At 75.2% G+C, this 17,246-nt stretch carries 12 protein-coding genes; 6 read left to right on the top strand and 6 right to left on the bottom strand.

The annotated features are described in order from the left end of the window. The first annotated feature begins 119 nt into the window (after window positions 1–119). The 3 genes from ACGFX4_RS30715 to ACGFX4_RS30705 all read left to right on the top strand — a co-directional run bounded on the left by ACGFX4_RS30715 (window position 120) and on the right by ACGFX4_RS30705 (window position 4,758). A complete protein-coding gene (locus ACGFX4_RS30715) occupies window positions 120–2,213 on the top strand; it encodes an FUSC family protein (RefSeq protein ID WP_393081171.1) in 2,094 nt (697 codons plus the stop codon). Between the two features lie 71 nt (window positions 2,214–2,284). After that, a complete protein-coding gene (locus ACGFX4_RS30710; protein ID WP_393081168.1) occupies window positions 2,285–3,496 on the top strand; it encodes an MFS transporter in 1,212 nt (403 codons plus the stop codon). Window positions 3,497–3,528: 32 nt separating this feature from the next. Beyond that, window positions 3,529–4,758: a hypothetical protein gene (locus ACGFX4_RS30705; RefSeq protein WP_393081166.1), complete on the top strand. Its 1,230-nt coding sequence runs from the start codon at window positions 3,529–3,531 to the stop codon at window positions 4,756–4,758. A 20-nt stretch (window positions 4,759–4,778) separates the two neighbouring features. Here the strand turns inward: ACGFX4_RS30705 and ACGFX4_RS30700 are convergent, their stop codons facing one another. Next, window positions 4,779–6,908 carry an alpha-galactosidase gene (locus tag ACGFX4_RS30700; RefSeq protein ID WP_393081163.1) on the bottom strand — a complete coding sequence of 710 codons (2,130 nt, stop codon included), beginning with the start codon at window positions 6,906–6,908 and terminating at the stop codon, window positions 4,779–4,781. Window positions 6,909–7,023: 115 nt separating this feature from the next. Here ACGFX4_RS30700 and ACGFX4_RS30695 point away from each other — a divergent pair, with 115 nt between their 5' ends. Both ACGFX4_RS30695 and ACGFX4_RS30690 read left to right on the top strand, forming a co-directional pair. After that, window positions 7,024–8,181 carry an ROK family protein gene (locus ACGFX4_RS30695; protein ID WP_393081160.1) on the top strand — a complete coding sequence of 386 codons (1,158 nt, stop codon included), beginning with the start codon at window positions 7,024–7,026 and terminating at the stop codon, window positions 8,179–8,181. Window positions 8,182–8,217: 36 nt separating this feature from the next. After that, window positions 8,218–10,155: a glycoside hydrolase family 5 protein gene (locus tag ACGFX4_RS30690; protein ID WP_393081157.1), complete on the top strand. Its 1,938-nt coding sequence runs from the start codon at window positions 8,218–8,220 to the stop codon at window positions 10,153–10,155. A gap of 52 nt (window positions 10,156–10,207) precedes the next feature. Here ACGFX4_RS30690 and ACGFX4_RS30685 read toward each other — a convergent pair whose 3' ends face one another. The 4 genes from ACGFX4_RS30685 to ACGFX4_RS30670 form a co-directional block, all read right to left on the bottom strand. After that, on the bottom strand, window positions 10,208–11,686 hold the full coding sequence (locus tag ACGFX4_RS30685) for a M1 family metallopeptidase (protein ID WP_393081154.1): 1,479 nt from the start codon (window positions 11,684–11,686) through the stop codon (window positions 10,208–10,210). A 145-nt stretch (window positions 11,687–11,831) separates the two neighbouring features. Beyond that, window positions 11,832–12,077, bottom strand: coding sequence for a ferredoxin (locus tag ACGFX4_RS30680; protein WP_393081151.1), 246 nt, complete (start codon window positions 12,075–12,077; stop codon window positions 11,832–11,834). Next, window positions 12,074–13,264: a cytochrome P450 gene (locus tag ACGFX4_RS30675; protein ID WP_393081148.1), complete on the bottom strand. Its 1,191-nt coding sequence runs from the start codon at window positions 13,262–13,264 to the stop codon at window positions 12,074–12,076. The genes ACGFX4_RS30680 and ACGFX4_RS30675 overlap by 4 nt, the downstream gene beginning before the upstream one ends. 165 nt (window positions 13,265–13,429) lie before the next feature. Continuing rightward, on the bottom strand, window positions 13,430–14,917 hold the full coding sequence (locus ACGFX4_RS30670) for a DUF2252 domain-containing protein (RefSeq protein WP_393081145.1): 1,488 nt from the start codon (window positions 14,915–14,917) through the stop codon (window positions 13,430–13,432). Window positions 14,918–15,041: 124 nt separating this feature from the next. On the opposite strand from ACGFX4_RS30670, the gene ACGFX4_RS30665 reads away from it, so the two are divergent. Beyond that, window positions 15,042–15,443 carry a pyridoxamine 5'-phosphate oxidase family protein gene (locus tag ACGFX4_RS30665; RefSeq protein ID WP_393081142.1) on the top strand — a complete coding sequence of 134 codons (402 nt, stop codon included), beginning with the start codon at window positions 15,042–15,044 and terminating at the stop codon, window positions 15,441–15,443. Window positions 15,444–15,541: 98 nt separating this feature from the next. On the opposite strand, the gene ACGFX4_RS30660 is transcribed toward ACGFX4_RS30665, so the two are convergent. Beyond that, the gene (locus ACGFX4_RS30660) at window positions 15,542–17,182 is read right to left on the bottom strand and encodes a M4 family metallopeptidase (RefSeq protein WP_393081140.1); all 1,641 of its coding nucleotides are present in this window, start codon (window positions 17,180–17,182) and stop codon (window positions 15,542–15,544) included. Window positions 17,183–17,246 lie beyond the last annotated feature (64 nt).

Here is a 17,246-nt window from a genome sequence, read left to right as displayed (position 1 = left end):
GGCCGCAGCCGTCATCCCGGCGTAACGCGCAGGCAGCGGGCCGGACAAGCGCGACGGCTACGGTGCGGAGGGACGGTGGATCAGAACCGCCGATCACCGGACGAGGCCCGAGGAGGACCGTGCGCCGCTCGCAACCGCCGCGCTGGCTCGCCCATCCGCTGCGCTGGCAGCGCGGACCGGTCCCGTGGGCCGCGACGGCGCGCTCGGCGCTCGGCACCGGACCGCTGCTCGCCGCCGGCGCGGCGACCGGGCACCCCGGAGCGGGCGTCCTCGCCGGGCTCGGCGCGCTGTTCGCGGCCATCAACGACCGGCCCGGCACCCGGCGGACCGGGGCGCTGCACATCGGGGTGCCCGCGCTCGGCGGCGCGGCCGGACTGCTCGCGGGCACGGTGCACGGGTGGTCGGCGGTCGCGCTGCTGACGCTGCTCGGGCTGGTGTCCGGCGCGGTGAGCGTCGCGGGAGCGGTGAGCTCCGCGGCCGGCGTCCAGGTCCTGGTCCTCGCGGCGGTCGGCAGTGGCATGCCGCTCGCCCTGCCCGGCTGGGCCCGTGCGGGCTGCTTCCTGGCGGGCGCCGCCTGGATCCTGCTGCTGCGCCTGCTCACCCCGCAGGCCGGCGAACGGGCCGCGGTGGCCGCCGTGTTCGACGCCCTCGCGGACGCCCTCGCCGCCGTCGGCACCCCCGGCGCGGAACCGGCCCGGCGACGGCTCACCGCGGCACTCGACCGCGCCGACGAGGCACTGCGCATGCGGCGCCTGCTGCGGCTGCGCGCGACGGCGGAGGACGGTGCGCTGGAGACGCGGTTCGCGGCCGCGGCCGGACTGTGCGAGGCGGCCGTCGCCCTGCTGTGGGAAGGAACGCCGCTGCCCGCCCGCGCCTTCGTCGGCCCCCGACGCCTCGCCGAGGCCGTCCGCGCCGGCGGCACCCCCGGCCCCCTGCCCGTACCCGTCGCCGACACGGCGGCCCGCACGGCCTTCGACCGCGCGGTCCTCGACGCGGGCGTGGCCTTCGGGGCCGGCCCCGGCGGACCCGCGAGCGGCAGCGGTGGCACGCGGTGGCGCACTGGCCGGGTGGGTGACGGAGAGGACAGCCGTGCCGGGTCGGGCGGAAACGGTGCCCGCAGCGCGTGGCTCGACGGCGCGATGCGCACGCGCGGTGGCCCGGTGGGCGGCAGGGAGAGCGGCAGCGCAATGCCCGGCGGTGGTGTGCCGGAGCGTGGCGGGCCCGCTGTCGCGGGGGCGGCCGGCGGTGGCCGGTGGCGGGGGGTGCGGCCGTGGGGGCCGGCGGGGCGGGAGTACGGGGTGCGGGTGGCGGTGTGTGTCGGGGTCAGCGCGGCGGTGGCGGTGCTGCTGCGCGCCGACCACTGGTACTGGCTGCCCGTCACGGCGGCGTTCCTGGTGAAGCCGGACTACGGGCCGCTGTTCTCGCGGGTGGTCAACCGCTTCGCGGGTACGGCCGCCGGGGTGCTGCTGTTCGCCGGGGTCGGCGCGGCGGCGGGTGGCGGGGCGTGGCCTGCGGTCGCCGTCGCAGGCGTTGCGGGCCTGCTGCTGCCGGTCGCGCTGCGGCACTTCGGCGCCCAGACGGCGGCGGTGACGCTGGCGGTGCTGGCGTTCGCGGGTGTCGCCGGTGACGCGCAGGCGGCGCTGTCCCGGCTGGTCGACACGGCGCTCGCCTGCGCGATCGTCCTGCTGGTCGGGCACCTGCCGCGGCTCGCGGACACCCGCGCCCGGGTCGGGCACCGCTCCGCGTACGCGCTGCGCAGCACCCGGCGCTACCTCGACCACGTGCTGGCCGGCCGGGACGGCGAGGAGCGGGGCGAGCTGCGGCGCGCCGCGTACCACGCGCTGGCCCAGGCACGGGGCGCCGCCGAGACCGCGGCCGCCGAGCTGCGCACCGGCCGCGCCGAACGGGACTGGCTGCGCGTCACCGCCCGCGCCGAGCGGATCGCCGACGCGGCCACGGCCTGCGCGGTCCGCCTCGAACACGGCGCGGGCCGCCCCGCCGAGCCCGCCGCGCGGCGGATCACCGCCACCCTGACCGCCGTCGCGGACACCCTGGACGGCCACGGCCCGGCGGTGCTCGCCCCCGTCGCCGCCCCGCCGGGCTGCCGGACGCTGGACGACATCCTCACCGAACTCCACGCAATCCACGCACTCGCGGGCACCGGCCGCGACAGCGACCGAACCGGGCGAATTCGTTCAGCCGTCGAACGATAGACTCCCGGGGCGCTGACAACGTCGACAGCAAGGACCCCCGCCGAACTCCCCCTGCACCATGGAGCCCCGTCATGCCCCTGGCGCTCGTCGCCCTCGCCATCACCGCCTTCGCCATCGGCACCACCGAGTTCGCCGCGATGGGCCTGCTCCCGCAGATCGCCGACGGCCTGGACGCGACCATCCCGCAGGCGGGCTGGCTGATCTCGCTGTACGCGCTGGGCGTGGTGATCGGCGCCCCGCTGCTCACCGCGGCCTGCGCGCGGCTGCCGCGCAAGGCCGTACTGATCGGCCTGGCGGGCCTGTTCACGGTCGGGAACCTGCTGTGCGCGATCGCGCCGAACTTCGCGTTCCTCGCCGCCGCCCGGCTGATCACCGGCCTGCCGCACGGCGCGTTCTTCGGCGCGGGCGCCGTCGCCGCCGCCGAACTGGCCGCCCCGCACCTGCGGGCCCGCGCCGTCTCGGTGATGTTCTCCGGCCTGACGGTGGCCAACATCCTCGGCGTCCCGGCCGCCACCCTGCTCGGGCAGCGGCTCGGATGGCGGGCCGCGATGCTCGTCGTCGTCGCGATCGGCGCCGTCGGAGCGCTCGCCATCGCCCGCCTGCTGCCCCAGCTGCCCAGCCACCCGCAGGCCGGGCTGCGCCGCGAACTGTCCACCTTCCGCAGCGGGCAGCTCTGGCTGGCGCTGGCCACGGTGGTGTTCGGCTGCGCCGGGCTGTTCGCCTGCTACAGCTACATCACCCCGACCCTGACCGAGGTGGCCGGCTTCTCGGACGGCTCGGTCACCCTGGTGCTCGCGCTGTTCGGGGTCGGCATGACGCTCGGCAACGTGATCGGCGGGTACGCGGCGGACCGGGCGCTGCGGCCGAGCCTGTGCGCGTCCTTCCTGCTGATGGGCGGTGCGCTGGCGCTGTTCGCGGTGACCGCGCACGCGCAGTGGTCGGCGGCGCTGACCGTGGTGCTGATCGGCATGTTCGGCTTCGCGACCGTGCCCACCGTGCAGACCCTGGTCCTGCAGAAGGCCCGCAAGGCGCCGACGCTGGCCTCCGCGACCGTGCAGGGGGCGTTCAACCTGGCCAACGCGCAGGGCGCGTACCTCGGCGGCCTGGCCCTGACCGCGGGCCTCGGCTGGACCTCCCCGACCCTGGTCGGCGCCGGGCTCGCCGTCCTCGGCTTCCTGATCGCTGCCGCGTCCTGGGCCGCCGACCGCCGCACCCCGGCCCCGGCAGCCGCCCCGGTGGAGCCCGCCGCCGACCTGGCGGCCCCCGCCGCGGTCCACGGCTGAGCCGGCGCATGCGGAGGAGAGGGAAGGGCGACGTGGCGGGCTACTGGGATCCGGTCCCGACGGCACGCAAGCTGATCGCCGGCGGGGTGTCGGACCCGTTCGGCGGGGAGTGGGCGGAACGGAACTGGCGCAACGTGCCGGGCCCGTTCTACGGGGCCCGGACCGACAGCCTGCAGATGGGCCGCCAGGACGACCCGCTGCACATCGCGTACGACGACGAGTACGGCCCGTTCGCCGGAACCGAGTTCGTCTACCGGCAGCCGGGGAGCGCCGAGGCCGTCCGGGACTTCCTGGAGGCGTCGCAGCCGGCGCACGGCGGCTACGCGATGGACGGCGACGAGCACTGGACGGTCGACGGCGTCCGCGCGTGGTGGGCCGGGCGCGAGCGGGTGCGCGCCTGGGCGCTGGCGACCGCGCACCGGTGGGCGACCTCGTACGACCCGGCGTACGAGATGCACTGGCTGGACGCGGCGCAGGGCCTGCGCGACTACGTCGACGACATCGACAGCGGGCGGCTGGAGACGTACCTGCGCGGCTACCTGTTCTGGCTGGAGCACCGCCGGGCGCCCGGGTCCGCGGAGGCGCTGCCGGTGCTCGGCGCGCCGACCGCCGAACCGGTGGGCGGGGGCGAACCGGTGGTGCTCGGCTACCTGGTGGCCACCCCGGACGAGACGTCCGGCGACGGGCTGCCGAAGGGCGTCCTGCTCACCTCCGCGTCCGACTGCCTCGGCGAGCGGGTGCCGGAGGACGGCTGCTGGTTCGGTTCGCCGGAGCAGGCGCGGGAGGCTTGCGCGATGGTGGACGTCCCGCCGGCGGCGCGGGTGACGGCCCTGCGGGCGGCGCCCGCGGACGCCGAGGTGCTGGCCCGCGAGATCCGCGCGGCCCGCACCCACGAGCCGGTGCTGCACGCCCTGCTGTACGAGCCGCCACCGCTCGCCGACGGCGGTGAGGCGCTCGGCTGGGAGGTGCTCGGGTACGACTGCGGCCTCCTGCACAGCTGGCTCTGCAACGACCTGTACCGGGACGCGGTCGCCGAGCTCGGCGTGGAGGTCACCTCGCGCGGGCTGCTGGCCGACCGGGCCGCCGCCGAACGCCTCGCCGGGTGGGCGAACGCGCGGACCGACACCAAGCCGGTGGTCTGGTTCGCGGCCGAGCTGATCGAGTGGCCCGAGCCGATCGAGTCCCGTTTCGTCCCGGTCACCGTCGCGGTACCGGCCGCGGAGCCCGTCACCCCGTGGTGGCGCCGCCTCCTGGAGGGCTGACAGCCGCACCTTCCGGCGTGTCAGCCGTCGGTGCGGCGCAGGTGGACCAGGCGGCTGGCGTAGTCGCCCGGCGGCAGGTCGAGGTCGAGGCCGCGGTGGTGCAGGAGCGCGCCGCTGTGGGTGCGGCCGGTGCCGAGGTCGCGGTAGTGGGCGCCCGGGTCGAGGGCGGGCAGCCGCAGCGGCGCGGCCGGGTGGCCGAAGTGCGTGGTGGGGCGCCAGGCGAGGACGGCGTGCTCGGTGCCGTCGGCGGCGGCGTAGTGGACGGCGGTGGTGCCGGCCTCGGTGGTGAGGCGGTACTGGTCGCCGTGCTGGACGAGCGGGCGGATCCGCTTGTAGGCGGCGACCAGGTCGGCGGCTTCGGCGAGTTCTTCCTCGCTCCAGCGGGTCAGGTCGCCGCCGAGGCCGAGGGCGCCGGCCATGGCGACGTGGAAGCGGAAGCGCAGCGGGGTGGTGCGGCCGGTGGCCGGGTTGGGGCTGTCGGTGACCCAGGCGGCCATGGTCCGGGCGGGCAGGAGCTGGCTGTAGCCGTGCTGGACGGTGATCCGGTCGACGGGGTCGGTGTTGTCGGAGGTCCAGGCCTGGTCGGTGCGGGCGAGGACGGCGAGGTCGACGCGGCCGCCGCCGCCCGCGCAGGCCTCGATCCGCAGGCCGGGGTGGTCGGCGCGCAGCCGGTCCATGATCCGGTGGACGGCGTGGACGTGGTCGATCCACACCCGGTCGGGGTCGGACTGTCCTGGCTCACCGGGCCGGGCCGGTCCTCCGGCTTCGGTGAAGGGGCGGTTGGCGTCCCACTTGAGCCAGTCGACGGCGTTGTCCCGGACCAGCCGGTCCAGCGTGCGGTGCGCCCAGGCCTCGACCTCGGGGCGGGAGAAGTCGAGCACCAGTTGGTGGCGCAGGGCGGTGGCGTCGCGGGTGGGGGAGTGCAGCACCCAGTCGGGGTGGGCGCGGTGGAGGTCGCTGTCCGGGTTGACCATCTCGGGCTCGACCCAGAGGCCGAACCGCAGGCCGAGTCCGTGGACGGCGTCGGCGAGCGGGCGCAGGCCGTCGGGGAAGGCGTCGGCGCGGGGTGTCCAGTCGCCGAGCCCGGCGCGATCGCTGCGGCGCTCGCCGAACCAGCCGTCGTCGAGCACGAAGAGTTCGGCCCCCAGCCGGGCGGCGAGCCGGGCGAGGCGCAGCTGCCCGGCGTGGTCGACGGCGAACCCGGTGGCCTCCCAGGAGTTGTAGAGCACCGGCAGGTCGCCGAGGGGCTGCGGCAGGACGGCGGTGCGCACGTACGCGTGCCAGGCGCGGCTGGCGCCGCCGAAGCCGTCGGCGGTGAACAGCCCGGCGAAGACGGGGGTGCGCAGCGTCTCGCCGGGGCGCAGGGTCCAGGTGAGGCCTTCGTGGCCGTAGCCGCCGGTCCAGGTGGTGCGGCCGACCGGGTCGCGGTGCACGGTGATCCGCCAACTGCCGCTCCAGGCGAGGGCGGTGCTCCGGACCTCGCCGTGCTCCTCGGTGGCGGTGCCGTCGTCGAGGGCGAGCCAGGGGGCGGCGTGGTGGCCGGTGAGGCCGCGGCGGCTGGTGAGGACGGTCTCGGCGACCGGCAGCCGGTCGCGGTGGAGGCGGAACTCGCTGTTCCAGCCGCCGACCAGGTGGCCGATCCGGTAGTCGGCGAGGCGCGGCGCCGTCCAGGCGGCGGAGTCGAGCCGGGTGACGGTGACCGGTCCGTCGTGGGCGGTTCCGGTGTGGGTGAGTTCGGTCCAGCGTTCGATCACGTCGGTGTCGGGGCGGACGCGGTAGCAGAGTTCGGCGGCCAGCGGGAAGCGCCGGTCGGTGAGGCGCAGCCGCAGCTCGCCGCCCTCGATCCGGGGTTCGGCGCCCTGCCACTGGGCGCCCGCGGTGCCGTCGGCGAAGCGGACCTGGAGGCCGGCCGGGCCGAAGCGGGCGCCGGTCTGGATGCCGAGTTCGTCGGCGGCGGCCTCGTCCTCGAAGCTGCTTGCGGCGGGGGAGCGGGGCGCCGGGAGGGCGAGCAGGCCGTCGACCGGTAGGGGCCGCCCCCAGTACAGGTGGCGCGGGCTGCCGTCGGCGCCCAGTCGCAGGGCGTAGCAGCTGTTCGGGGTGCGGAGGACCGCGACCCCGTGGTCGGGGTGGTACGAGACCGGTGCGGGCACGCGGGCTCCCGGGAGAGGTGAGGGGCATGGGTGGGGAAGTGAGCCGAGACTAGGCCGAGTTGACGCTGTGCAGCAATACTGGACGAGGTTGATTAATCGGCGGTACGGTGCCGCCGTGTCCAAGAACCATGCACGGCCGCTGGTTTCCGCGCCGGCCGAAACGACCGTCCTGGCCATGCTGTTGGGCGAGGGACCGCTCAGCCGGGTCGAACTGGCCCGGCGCACCGGCCTGTCCCAGACCGCCGTCACCAAGGCGGCCCGGCCCCTGCTGGCCGACGGGTACCTGCACGAGCTCCCGCCCGAGCGCACCGCACCGGGCGCCGGCCGCCCGGTCAGCCCGCTGGCCGTCAGCGCGGACCGGGAGTTCTTCGCCGGGGTGAAGATCAGCGCCGACACGCTCTACGGGACGGTCTGCGACCTGCGCGCCGCCATGCGGACCTCCGCCCGGCGGCCGCTGGGCGAGCGGACCCCGGCCGCGGTGTGCGCCCTGCTGGTCGAGCTGGTGGAGGAACTGCTGGACTCCGCACCGGAGTTCCGGGCCCGCACCCGGCACCTGGGGATCGCCGTCTCCGGCGACGTGGACCGGCCGGGCGGCACCGTCCGCTACTCGGTGCTCCCCGGCTGGCGGGACGTGCCGCTGGCCGCGACCGTCGCGGCCGCGACCGGCCTGCACGTCACCGTGGAGAACGACGTCAAGGCGCTGACCGCGGCCGAGCACTGGTTCGGCGAGGGCATCGGCACCGACGACTTCGCGCTGGTCACCATCGGCGCGGGCATCGGCTCCGGGATCGTCGTCAACGGACGGCTGCTGGCCGGCGCCTACGGCGTGGCCGGCGAGCTGGGCCACATCGTCGTCGACCCGGCCGGGCCGCGCTGCCACTGCGGCGCGGCCGGCTGCGTGGAGGCGATCGCCTCCAGCGACGCCGTCCGCGACGCGGTCCGGGCGGCGTCCGGCCGCCCGGAGCTGGAGTTCGCGGACGTGACCGCCCTCGCCCGCGGCGGGGACCCGGCCGCCCGGGAGGCCTTCGCCCGGGCCGGGCGCGCGATCGGCGTCGGCATCGCCACCCTGGTGAACCTGGTCGGTCCGGAACGCATCGTGGTCAGCGGCGAAGGACTCGACACCTACGACCTGTTCGGCGTGCACATCAGGGACGCGTACGCCGCCACTGCCTTCGGAGCCGCCGCGGCCTGCCCGCTGACGCTCCGTCCGCTCGCCTGGGAGGAGTGGGCCCGCGGCGGCGCCGTCGCCGGCATCCAGGCCCTCTTCCCCTGAGCGGTCGCACCACCACCCTCACCCCGCTCCCGTCCTATGGAGGGAACCACCGTGCGCATCGTCCGAACCGTCGGCCTGGCCGCCGCGCTCGCCGCGGCCCTGGTCGCCGCCGCCGTCACCCCGGTCGTCGCGGCCGAACCACCCGCTTCCGCAGCCGCCACGACGGCCGCGCAGCTCTCCGACTCCTGGACCGGCCCGCTCTCCACCCGGGGCCGGTACGTCGTCGACGCAGGCGGCAACCGCTTCAAGCTGAAGGCCGGCAACTGGGCCGGCGCCCAGGGCACCTGGGAGGGCAGCGGCGACCCGAACGACCCGGCGAACAACCAGGCGCGGCAGGTCTCGCACAACATCCCGCTCGGCCTGGACCGCGTCCCGCTGGCGCGGTTGACGGCCGACTTCCGCGCGCTCGGGCTGAACAGCGTCCGGCTGCCGTTCGCCAACGCGATGATCCACGACACCGCGCCCGTCCCGGACTCCGCCGTCGCCGCCAACCCGCAGCTGAAGGGGAAGACCCCGCTGCAGGTGTACGACGCCGTGGTGGCGGCGCTCACCGCCGACGGCTTCGCGGTGATCCTCAACAACCACACCACCGGCTACCGGTTCTGCTGCGGCCTGGACGGCAACGAGCGCTGGAACAGCGGCCAGTCCACGCAGGCGTGGATCGACGACTGGGTGTTCCTGGTCAACCGCTACAAGGAGAACAAGCGGGTGGTCGGCGCCGACCTGCGCAACGAGGTGCGCCGCGACACCTGGGACGACCCCAACTGGGGCTGGGGCGACAGCCACGACGAGTACGCCGCGTTCGAGGAGGCCGGCAACCGGATCCTGGAGGCCGACCCGGACATGCTGGTCGTCATGGAGGGCATCAACTGGTACGGCATCCCCTCCGCCCTGTTCAGCCACGGCCGGCCGATGCTCACCCCGGTCCGCAACCTCTCCAACACGCTGATCCGCAGCGGCAAGCTGGTGTACGCCGCGCACTTCTACGCCTACACCGGGCCCGCCAACACCGGTGCGGGCAGCGGCCTCGGCTCCACCAGCGACCCGCGCTACCAGGACTTCACGCCCGAGCAGCTGGCCCAGGTGGTCGACGACGAGGCGCTGTTCGTCACGCAGTCCGGCCAGCACTTCACCGCGCCGGTGTGGATCAGCGAGTTCGGCGCCGCCGGCCGCGGCTCGGACAACGCCAAGGAGAAGGCCTGGTTCGACACCTTCACCGACATCCTGGTGAAGAACGACACCGACTTCGCCCAGTGGCCGGTGGTCGGTTGGGCCGACTCCGACGGCACCCCGAACGACAGCTGGGCGCTGCTCTCCTACGACGCCGCCGGCCGCCGGTCGGGGCTGCTGGACGGCGGCGACTGGCGGGCCGCCGACTGGGCGAAGCTGACCGGCGCCGCCGGGCGGACCGGAGCCGTCGCCCAGCCCGAGCGGTGGAACATGGTCGACCTGGACTTCGGCGACCAGAACCTGTCACTCACCATGCGCGCCAGGCCCGACTGGGCGTACGGCTACCGCAAGGGCAACTGCCCCGACACCCAGCGCCTGGTCGCCCTCGCCCGCAGCTCCAACCGCGGCCTGTGCACCGACGCGGGCGGGCCCGCCAAGGCGGCCGGGGAGTGGACCGCGGTCAACGACGAGCGGTACGTCACCCACGGCGACTGGGCGAGCGGCTACAACAAGCTGCAGTGCCCGGACAACACCTTCGCCGTCGGCTACAGCGTCAGCGGCAACGCGATGGCCACCCTGCTCTGCGCGCCCTCCGCGAAGCCGCTGCCGCTGACCGGCCGCAACGTCTGGTTCGACCACGGCGACAACCGGCCCGCCACCGGCGGCTCGGTGGCCAGCGACTGGGCACCCGGCCACTACAAGGGCCAGTGCGCCGACAACGAGTACCTCGCCGGGGTCGCCTTCACCTGGAAGTGGAGCCACGGCGGGGCGCCCGACGCCCTGCTCTGCCGGCCGCTGGCCTGACCGGCAGCCCTCCCTTCCGGCGGGCCGGCCGCCGGAAGGGAGGGACGGGCCGTCAGCGGTGCTCGACCTGGTGGATCTTCTGCCAGGAGCGCGGCTCGGCCTTCGCGGCGAGCGAGGCGGCGGCCGGGGCGCCCGAGGGCGCGGCCGCGGGACGGGCGGGGGTGAACAGCCAGGTGTCGAACAGCTCGGCCAGCGGCTTGCCCGAGACCCGCTCGGCGTACGCGCGGAACTGGGCGACGGTGGCGTTGCCGTAGCGGTGCTCCGACTGCCAGCCGCGCAGGATCGCGAAGAACGACTCGTCGCCGACCGCCGCGCGCAGCGCCTGCACCGCCGCCGCGCCGCGGTCGTACACCGCGATGTCGAACTGCCCGTCGGCGCCGGGGTCGCCCGGCCGCACGGTCCAGAACGGGTCGTCGGCCGGGTGCGAGGACCAGACCCAGTCGGCGAGCTCCGCGGCCGTGCCCTCGCCCTCGTGCTCCGACCACAGGTACTGCGCGTACCGGGCGAAGCCCTCGTTCAGCCAGATGTCGCTCCACCGCTGCAGCGAGACGCTGTCGCCGAACCACTGGTGGGCCAGCTCGTGCACCACCACCGAGGTGTTGGAGCCGGAGGCGAACTGCCGGGGGCTGTAGAAGACCCGGGTCTGGTTCTCCAGGGCGAAGCGGGTCGGGACGTTGGGCACGTAGCCGCCGGCCGAGGAGAACGGGTACGGGCCGAAGTACCCGCTCAGCCAGTCGACCAGCTCGCCGGTGCGCTCCACGCTGGCCCGCGCCGCGCCCTCGTTGTCGCCCAGGTCGCGGCTGTAGGCGTTGATCACCGGCAGGCCGCCGGCCGTGGTCGAGGTGGTGACGTCGAAGCGGCCGAGGGCGAGGGTGGCCAGGTAGGTGGCCTGCGGCTTGTCCTCGCGCCAGCTGTAGCGGGTCCAGCCGAGCTGCGAGCGCTGGGAGACCAGCACGCCGTTGCTGATCGCCTGGGTGCCGTCCGGCACCAGCACGGACACGTCGAAGGTCGCCTTGTCGGACGGGTGGTCGTTGCTCGGGAACCACCACCACGCCGCCTCAGGCTCGCCGGCCGCCACCCCGCCGTCCGGGGTGCGCAGCCACGCGGTGAAGCCGTACCGCTTCACCGCCGACGGCGTGCCCGCGTAGCGGACCACCACGGTGGCCCGCTCGCCCTTGCGCAGCGGGGCGGCCGGGGTGACCACCAGCTCCTGCTCGCCGCTGCCCGCGAAGGCCGCCCGGCGGCCGTTGACCAGCACCTCGGAGACGTCCAGCGCGAAGTCCAGGTCGAAGCGGGACAGGTCCTGGGTGGCGGTGGCCAGGATCGTGGTGGTGCCCTCCAGCCGGTCGGTGGCGGGCTGGTACTTCAGCCGGATGTCGTAGTGCGAGACGTCGTACCCGCCGTTGCCGTAGGTCGGGTAGTAGCTGTCGCCGACGCCGTCGGCGCCCGCGGTGGGGGCGGCGGCGGTCGCGGGAGAGGCCAGCAGCAGTACGGCCGTGGCCGCGGCGACGAGGAGCGTCCTGGTGCGCACGGGGGTCCTCCGGTGCGGTCGAGGATCGGATGGTTGACGGTACGTCGAACCCTGTCCCCGGCCGCACCGGTTCACTCGCACCCAGGCGTGTCGTTATGAAATGTTCACGTCACTTCACGTCGCTTCATGGGGCGGTGACACGGCGTCACAGCGGCGCGATCCGCTCCCCGGTGGCCGCCGACCGCACACTGATCGCCTCCACCGGACACATCTCCGCCGCCTCGGTCAGCTCCGCCGAGCCCGCGCCCGGGCCCGGCCGGGCCTCGGCCCGCCCGTCCGCGCCCAGCGCCAGGTCGTCCGGCGCCGTCGCCGCGCACAGCCCCGTGCCCACGCACCTGACCCGGTCGACCTCGACCAGCACCGCACCCGGGCCCTCCGCGCCCCCGCTCACCAGCTCAGGCCCAGGGACAGCGGGCTGCGGGTCAGCAGGCCCTGCCGCCACTCGATCGAGTCCACCGGCTCGGACAGCCGCATCCCCGGCACCCGGCGGGCCAGCTTGTGCAGACCGAGCTCCAGCTCCATCCGGGCCAGCCACGCGCCCAGGCAGTGGTGCGGGCCCGCGCCGAAGGTCAGGCTCGGCCCGGCCAACGGCCCGAACAGGTCCATGTCCTCCGCCGGGTACACCAGCGGGTCGTGGTTGCCGGCGGTGGTGTCTGCCGCGACCACCGCACCCGCCGGGATCAGCACCCCGCCGACCTCCACGTCCTCCACCGCCCGGCGCAGCATCCCCGGCAGCGCGTCCCGGTCGCCCAGCGGGATCCGGCGCAGGATCTGCTCGGTCGCCGCGGCCGCCGCCTCCGGGTCGGCGCCGATCCGCCGCCACGCCGCACGGTCCCGGTCCAGCAGGTACACCAGCGCGTTGCCGAGCGAGGTCATCGTGGTCTCGTGCCCCGCCACCACCAGCCCGCAGACCAGCGCGGTCAGCTGCTGCTCGCTCACCCCGCCGGTCTGGTCCGCCGCCTGGACCAGGCTGCTCACCAGGTCCTCGCCCGGGCTCTTGCGGCGCTCGATCAGCAGCTGGTAGCCGAACTCGCCGAACTCCCGCATCGCGGTGGCGATCTCCTCGGCGGAGTACGCGGTGACCGACAGCGCGTGATCGCTCCAGTGCGCGAGGCGCTCCAGGTCCAGCCCGTCCAGGTCCATCAGACGGCTGATCACGGCGACCGGCAGCGGACGGGTGAAGTTCGCCACCGCGTCCACCGGCGAACCCGCCGCCACCAGCTCCTCGACCAGGGTGTCCACCACGCCCGACACCCACGGCCGCCAGCGCTCGATGGCGCGCGGGGTGAACGCCCGCTGCACGGTCCGGCGGATCCGCTGGTGCTCGGGCCCGTCACTGTTGAGGAGGGAGTCCGGGTCGTCCAGGATGTTCGGCGTCACGGTGACCGGCGGCGCGCCCGCGGCGTACAGCGACGAGCGGTTGATCCGCGGGTCGGCCAGCACCTGCCGGACGTCCGCGTGCCGCGTCACCAACCAGGCGGGAGTCCCGGTCGGCAGGGCGACCAGGCGCGGCGGGCCCGGCTCGGCGTGCCGCAGGCAGTGCAACGGGACGAGCGGCGGCGTGTCGGCGGTGGTCAAATCCGTCCTCCAGGCGAGTGCGGCCGAGGGCGCTGCGGAACCGCAGACCCGCCCCCGACCGTACGGGCGCACCCGTCCCCGCGAGAAGGACGCAAACCAGCCAACAGCCGCTGCACGAACCACCCCTGACGGGACGTCGGCGCAGCGGCCCCGGGCCCGGGACGGTCAGACGCCCGTCTCGGCGGGCAGCCGGCCCGCCCGGACCGCCGCCAGCAGCGCCGCGTGGTCCGCCTCGCTCTGGTCGGCGTAGGCCACCGCGAACGCGGCGATCGCCTCGTCCAGGCGTTCGTCCTTGCCGCAGTACCCCGCCACCGTCGCCGCGTCGGCGGTGTGGGCATGCGCCCGGGCGAGCAGCGCGCCGGTCAGACGCCCGTAGTCGTCCAGCTGCGCGGGCAGCAGCGCGGCCGGATCCACACTGCCCTTGCGGTTGCGGAACTGCCGCACCTGGTACGGCAGTCCGTCCACCGTGGTCCAGCCCATCAGCACGTCGCTGACCACCTGCATGCGCTTCTGCCCGAGCACCACGCGGCGGCCCTCGTGCCCGTCCGCCCCGGCCGCCGCGGCGACCGGGAAACCGGCCCGCCGCAGATGCGGCAGCAGCACCGACGCCCGCGCCTCCTTCACCTGGAGCACCAGCGGCTGCTCCCGCTGGTCGACCAGCAGCACCACGTACGAGCGGGTGCCGACGCTGCCGGTGCCGACGATCCGGAAGGCGACGTCCTGCACGCTGTACCGGCCGAGCAGCGGCTGCAGCTCCGCCGGGACGGTCTCCCGGTAGGAGACCAGCGACTCCGCGACCCGCGCGGCCCGGGTGTCGCTCACCTCGCTGAGCACCGGCGGCGCCGCCACGAAGCGCCAACCGCCGTCCTCGGTGCGGTCGGTGGACTTCGCGGCGAACTTGGCACTGGTGTTGCGCAGCGCCTTCGCCGACACCGCCGCCAGCACCTCGTTCAGCTCGTGCGCCTCGGTCAGGGTCACCAACTGGTCGTCGGGGATGGCGTTCCAGGCGTCCAGCGCGGAGAGCTTGGCCAGCCGCCGCATGGTCCGCCGGTACGAGCCGACCGAGTCGAACGCCGCCCGCCGGCAGGTGTCCTCGTCCGCCCCGGCCTGCCGGCCGGCCAGCACCAGACTGGCGGCCAGCCGCTTGAGGTCCCACTCCCAGGGGCCCGGCACGGTCTCGTCGAAGTCGTTGATGTCGACCGCCAGCCGGCCCCTGGCATCGCCGTACAGGCCGAAGTTGGCGGCGTGCGCGTCACCGCACAGCTGGGCCACCACACCGGTCGTCGGGGTGGTGGCCAGATCGTGTGCCATCAGACCCGCGGAGCCGCGCAGGAACGCGAACGGCGAGGCCGCCATCCGGCCGATCCTTATCGGCACCAGGTGCGGCAGACGCCCCGCATTGGCCTCCTCGATCGCGGTCGCCACACTCGGCCGACCGGTCGCCGGCGCGTGCAGCGCGTGCGCCTCGCGCGGGGTGCGCTCGCGCAGCGCCTTGCCGCGCGCCTTCCCGCTGCCCTCCGGCGGCCACGGCGCGAACCCCGCCACCCCGCCGACCCGCGGTCCGGGCGCCCCGTCCCCGCCGCCGTGCAGCCGCGCCGCGCCGCCCTCCCCGAGCCCGCCCGCCACAGCCTCCGCCGCCCCTGCCAACCCCACTACCGGACTCCGTTCCGTTCGTTTTACCGGACCGACGCCGGCGCGCGGCGTTCGGTTCCGGCCGCGGCCGAAACCTACCGGGTCCGGGCGACCGGCCTCGACATTGCCCACGTAACATGCCGACATGGCCCATGACCTGCACGCTCTCGACGACGACTACCTGGCCTTCTGGCGCGAGTACCAGCTCTGCACACTGACCACCCTGCGCCCGAACGGCACCCCGCACGTCGTCCCGGTCGGCGCGACCTTCGACCCGCAGACGCTGACCGCCCGGGTGATCAGCAGCCGGGCCAGCCGCAAGGTGCAGAACGTCCTCGCGGCCGGCGAGCAGGGCCTGCGGGTCGCGCTCTGCCAGGTCGACCGGGCCCGCTGGTCGACCCTGGAGGGCCTCGCGGTGGTCCGCGACGACCCGGCGGCGGTCGCCGACGCGGTCCGGCGCTACGCCGAGCGCTACCGCCAGCCGCGGGAGAACCCGGAGCGCGTGGTGATCGAGATCACCGTCGACCGCGCCCTCGGCCGGGCCTGAGAGCTTTCGTCGGCAGGCCTCGGGCAGGCCCGGGACACGCCGCGGGGCGGGGGTGTCGACCCCCCCCCCGCGGCGCCTGCCGGTGGACCGGCTCCGGATCAGCCGACCGACACCGCCGACCAGGCCGCCGCCACCGCCGCGTACTCCGCGCTCGACGCGCCGTACAGGTCGGTCGCCGCCTTCAGCGTCGCGGTCCGCGCACCCGCGTAGTTGGTGGTCGACGTCATGTAGACGCTCAGCGCCCGGTACCAGATCGCCCCCAGCTTGTCCCGCCCGATGCCGGTCACCGACGAGCCGTTGCAGGTCGGGCTGTTGTACGACACCCCGTTGACCACCTTGGCGCCGCTGCCCTCGGCCAGCAGGTACGCGAAGTGGTTGGCCACGCCCGAGGAGTAGTGCACGTCGAGGTTGCCGACGCTCGAACTCCAGCAGTCCGCCGACTTGGTGTCCTTCGACGGCTGGTCCATGAACCGCAGCGCCGCCTTGCCGAAGCCGGACTTCACGATCTCCTCGCCGATCAGGTAGTCGCCCGGGTCGTTGGCGTTGCCCGCGTACCACTCGACCAGGGTGCCCATGATGTCCGAGGTCGCCTCGTTCAACCCGCCGGACTCCCCGGAGTAGTTGAGCTTCGCGGTGCGCGAGGTCACGCCGTGCGACATCTCGTGCCCGGCCACGTCCAGCGACACCAGCGGACCGAAGGTCGTCCCGTCCCCGTCGCCGTACGTCATGCAGAAGCAACTGTCCTGCCAGAAGGCATTGTTGTAGTTGCTGCCGTAGTGCACCCGGTTGTACGAGCCCTTGCCGTCACCGGCGATGCCGCTGCGGCCGTGCACGTTCTTGTAGTAGTCCCAGGTGGTGTTGGTGCCGTACTGCGCGTCGACCGCGGCGGTGGCCCGGTCGGCGCCGGCGCCGGTGCCCCAGTGGTTGTCCGCGTCGGTGAACAGGGTGGCGGGCGCCCGGCTGAAGCAGATCGAACCGAAGCACAGGTCCGTCTTGTTGGCCGCGTCACCGGTGTAGGTGTTGCCCCGGCTCGGGTCCTTCAGCTGGTAACTGCTGCCCGACTGGGTGGTCTCCAGCGCCACCGTCCCGCTGTACAGCGACTGGCCGTCGCCGGCGGCGGTCTCCAGGCCGTCCCAGTCGGCGATCCGCTCGCCGCTGCGGGCGTCGGTCAGCACCGTCCGCGCCACCGGGTTGCCCAGGTAGTCGGTGCCCGCGACGGTGGTCTGCCAGGCCAGCCGCGGCGCGCCGTGCGCGGCGTCCACCACCAGCTGCGGGGCGGAGCCGCCGGAGGTCTCGCGGGCGCCCGGCACCGCCTGCCGCAGCGCACCGCCCGCCTGCGCGGCGGCCGCGTCCGCACCCACCGCCGGGGTGGTGCTCGGCACCGCCAGATCGCCGCCGGCCGCCCGGTCGGCGTCCCGGAACGCGCCGCCCGGGGCCAGGTGCACCACCAGGTCGCCGCCGATCACCGGCAGCCCCCGGTAGCTGCGGTCGAACCGCACGTGCTGGGTGCCGTCCGCGTCGACCACCACGTCGCGGACGGTCCGGCCCTGCGCGGCGGTGACGGCCAGCTGCGCGCTGTGCGCGTCCACCGCCGCCTGGGCCCGGGCCACCGCCGTCGCCGGACTCGGGCGGCCCGCCGCCCGGTCGCCGGACGCGGAGGGTGCGGCCGCCGCCACCAGGGTGCCGGTGGCGAGGGCGACGGCGGTGGCGATCGCGGTGGTGCGGATGCTGGTGCGCATCGGACTCCTCTGGAAGTGGGGGAGCCCGGGAACAGGCGCGGGGTGCCGCCCGTCCCCGGAGGGA

Source organism: Kitasatospora sp. NPDC048365 (genome assembly GCF_043200835.1).
Classification (GTDB): Bacteria; Actinomycetota; Actinomycetes; order Streptomycetales; family Streptomycetaceae; genus Kitasatospora; species Kitasatospora terrestris.
The sequence above is the reverse complement of the archived record's forward strand: the minus strand, read 5'-3'. Positions and strand labels throughout refer to the sequence as shown.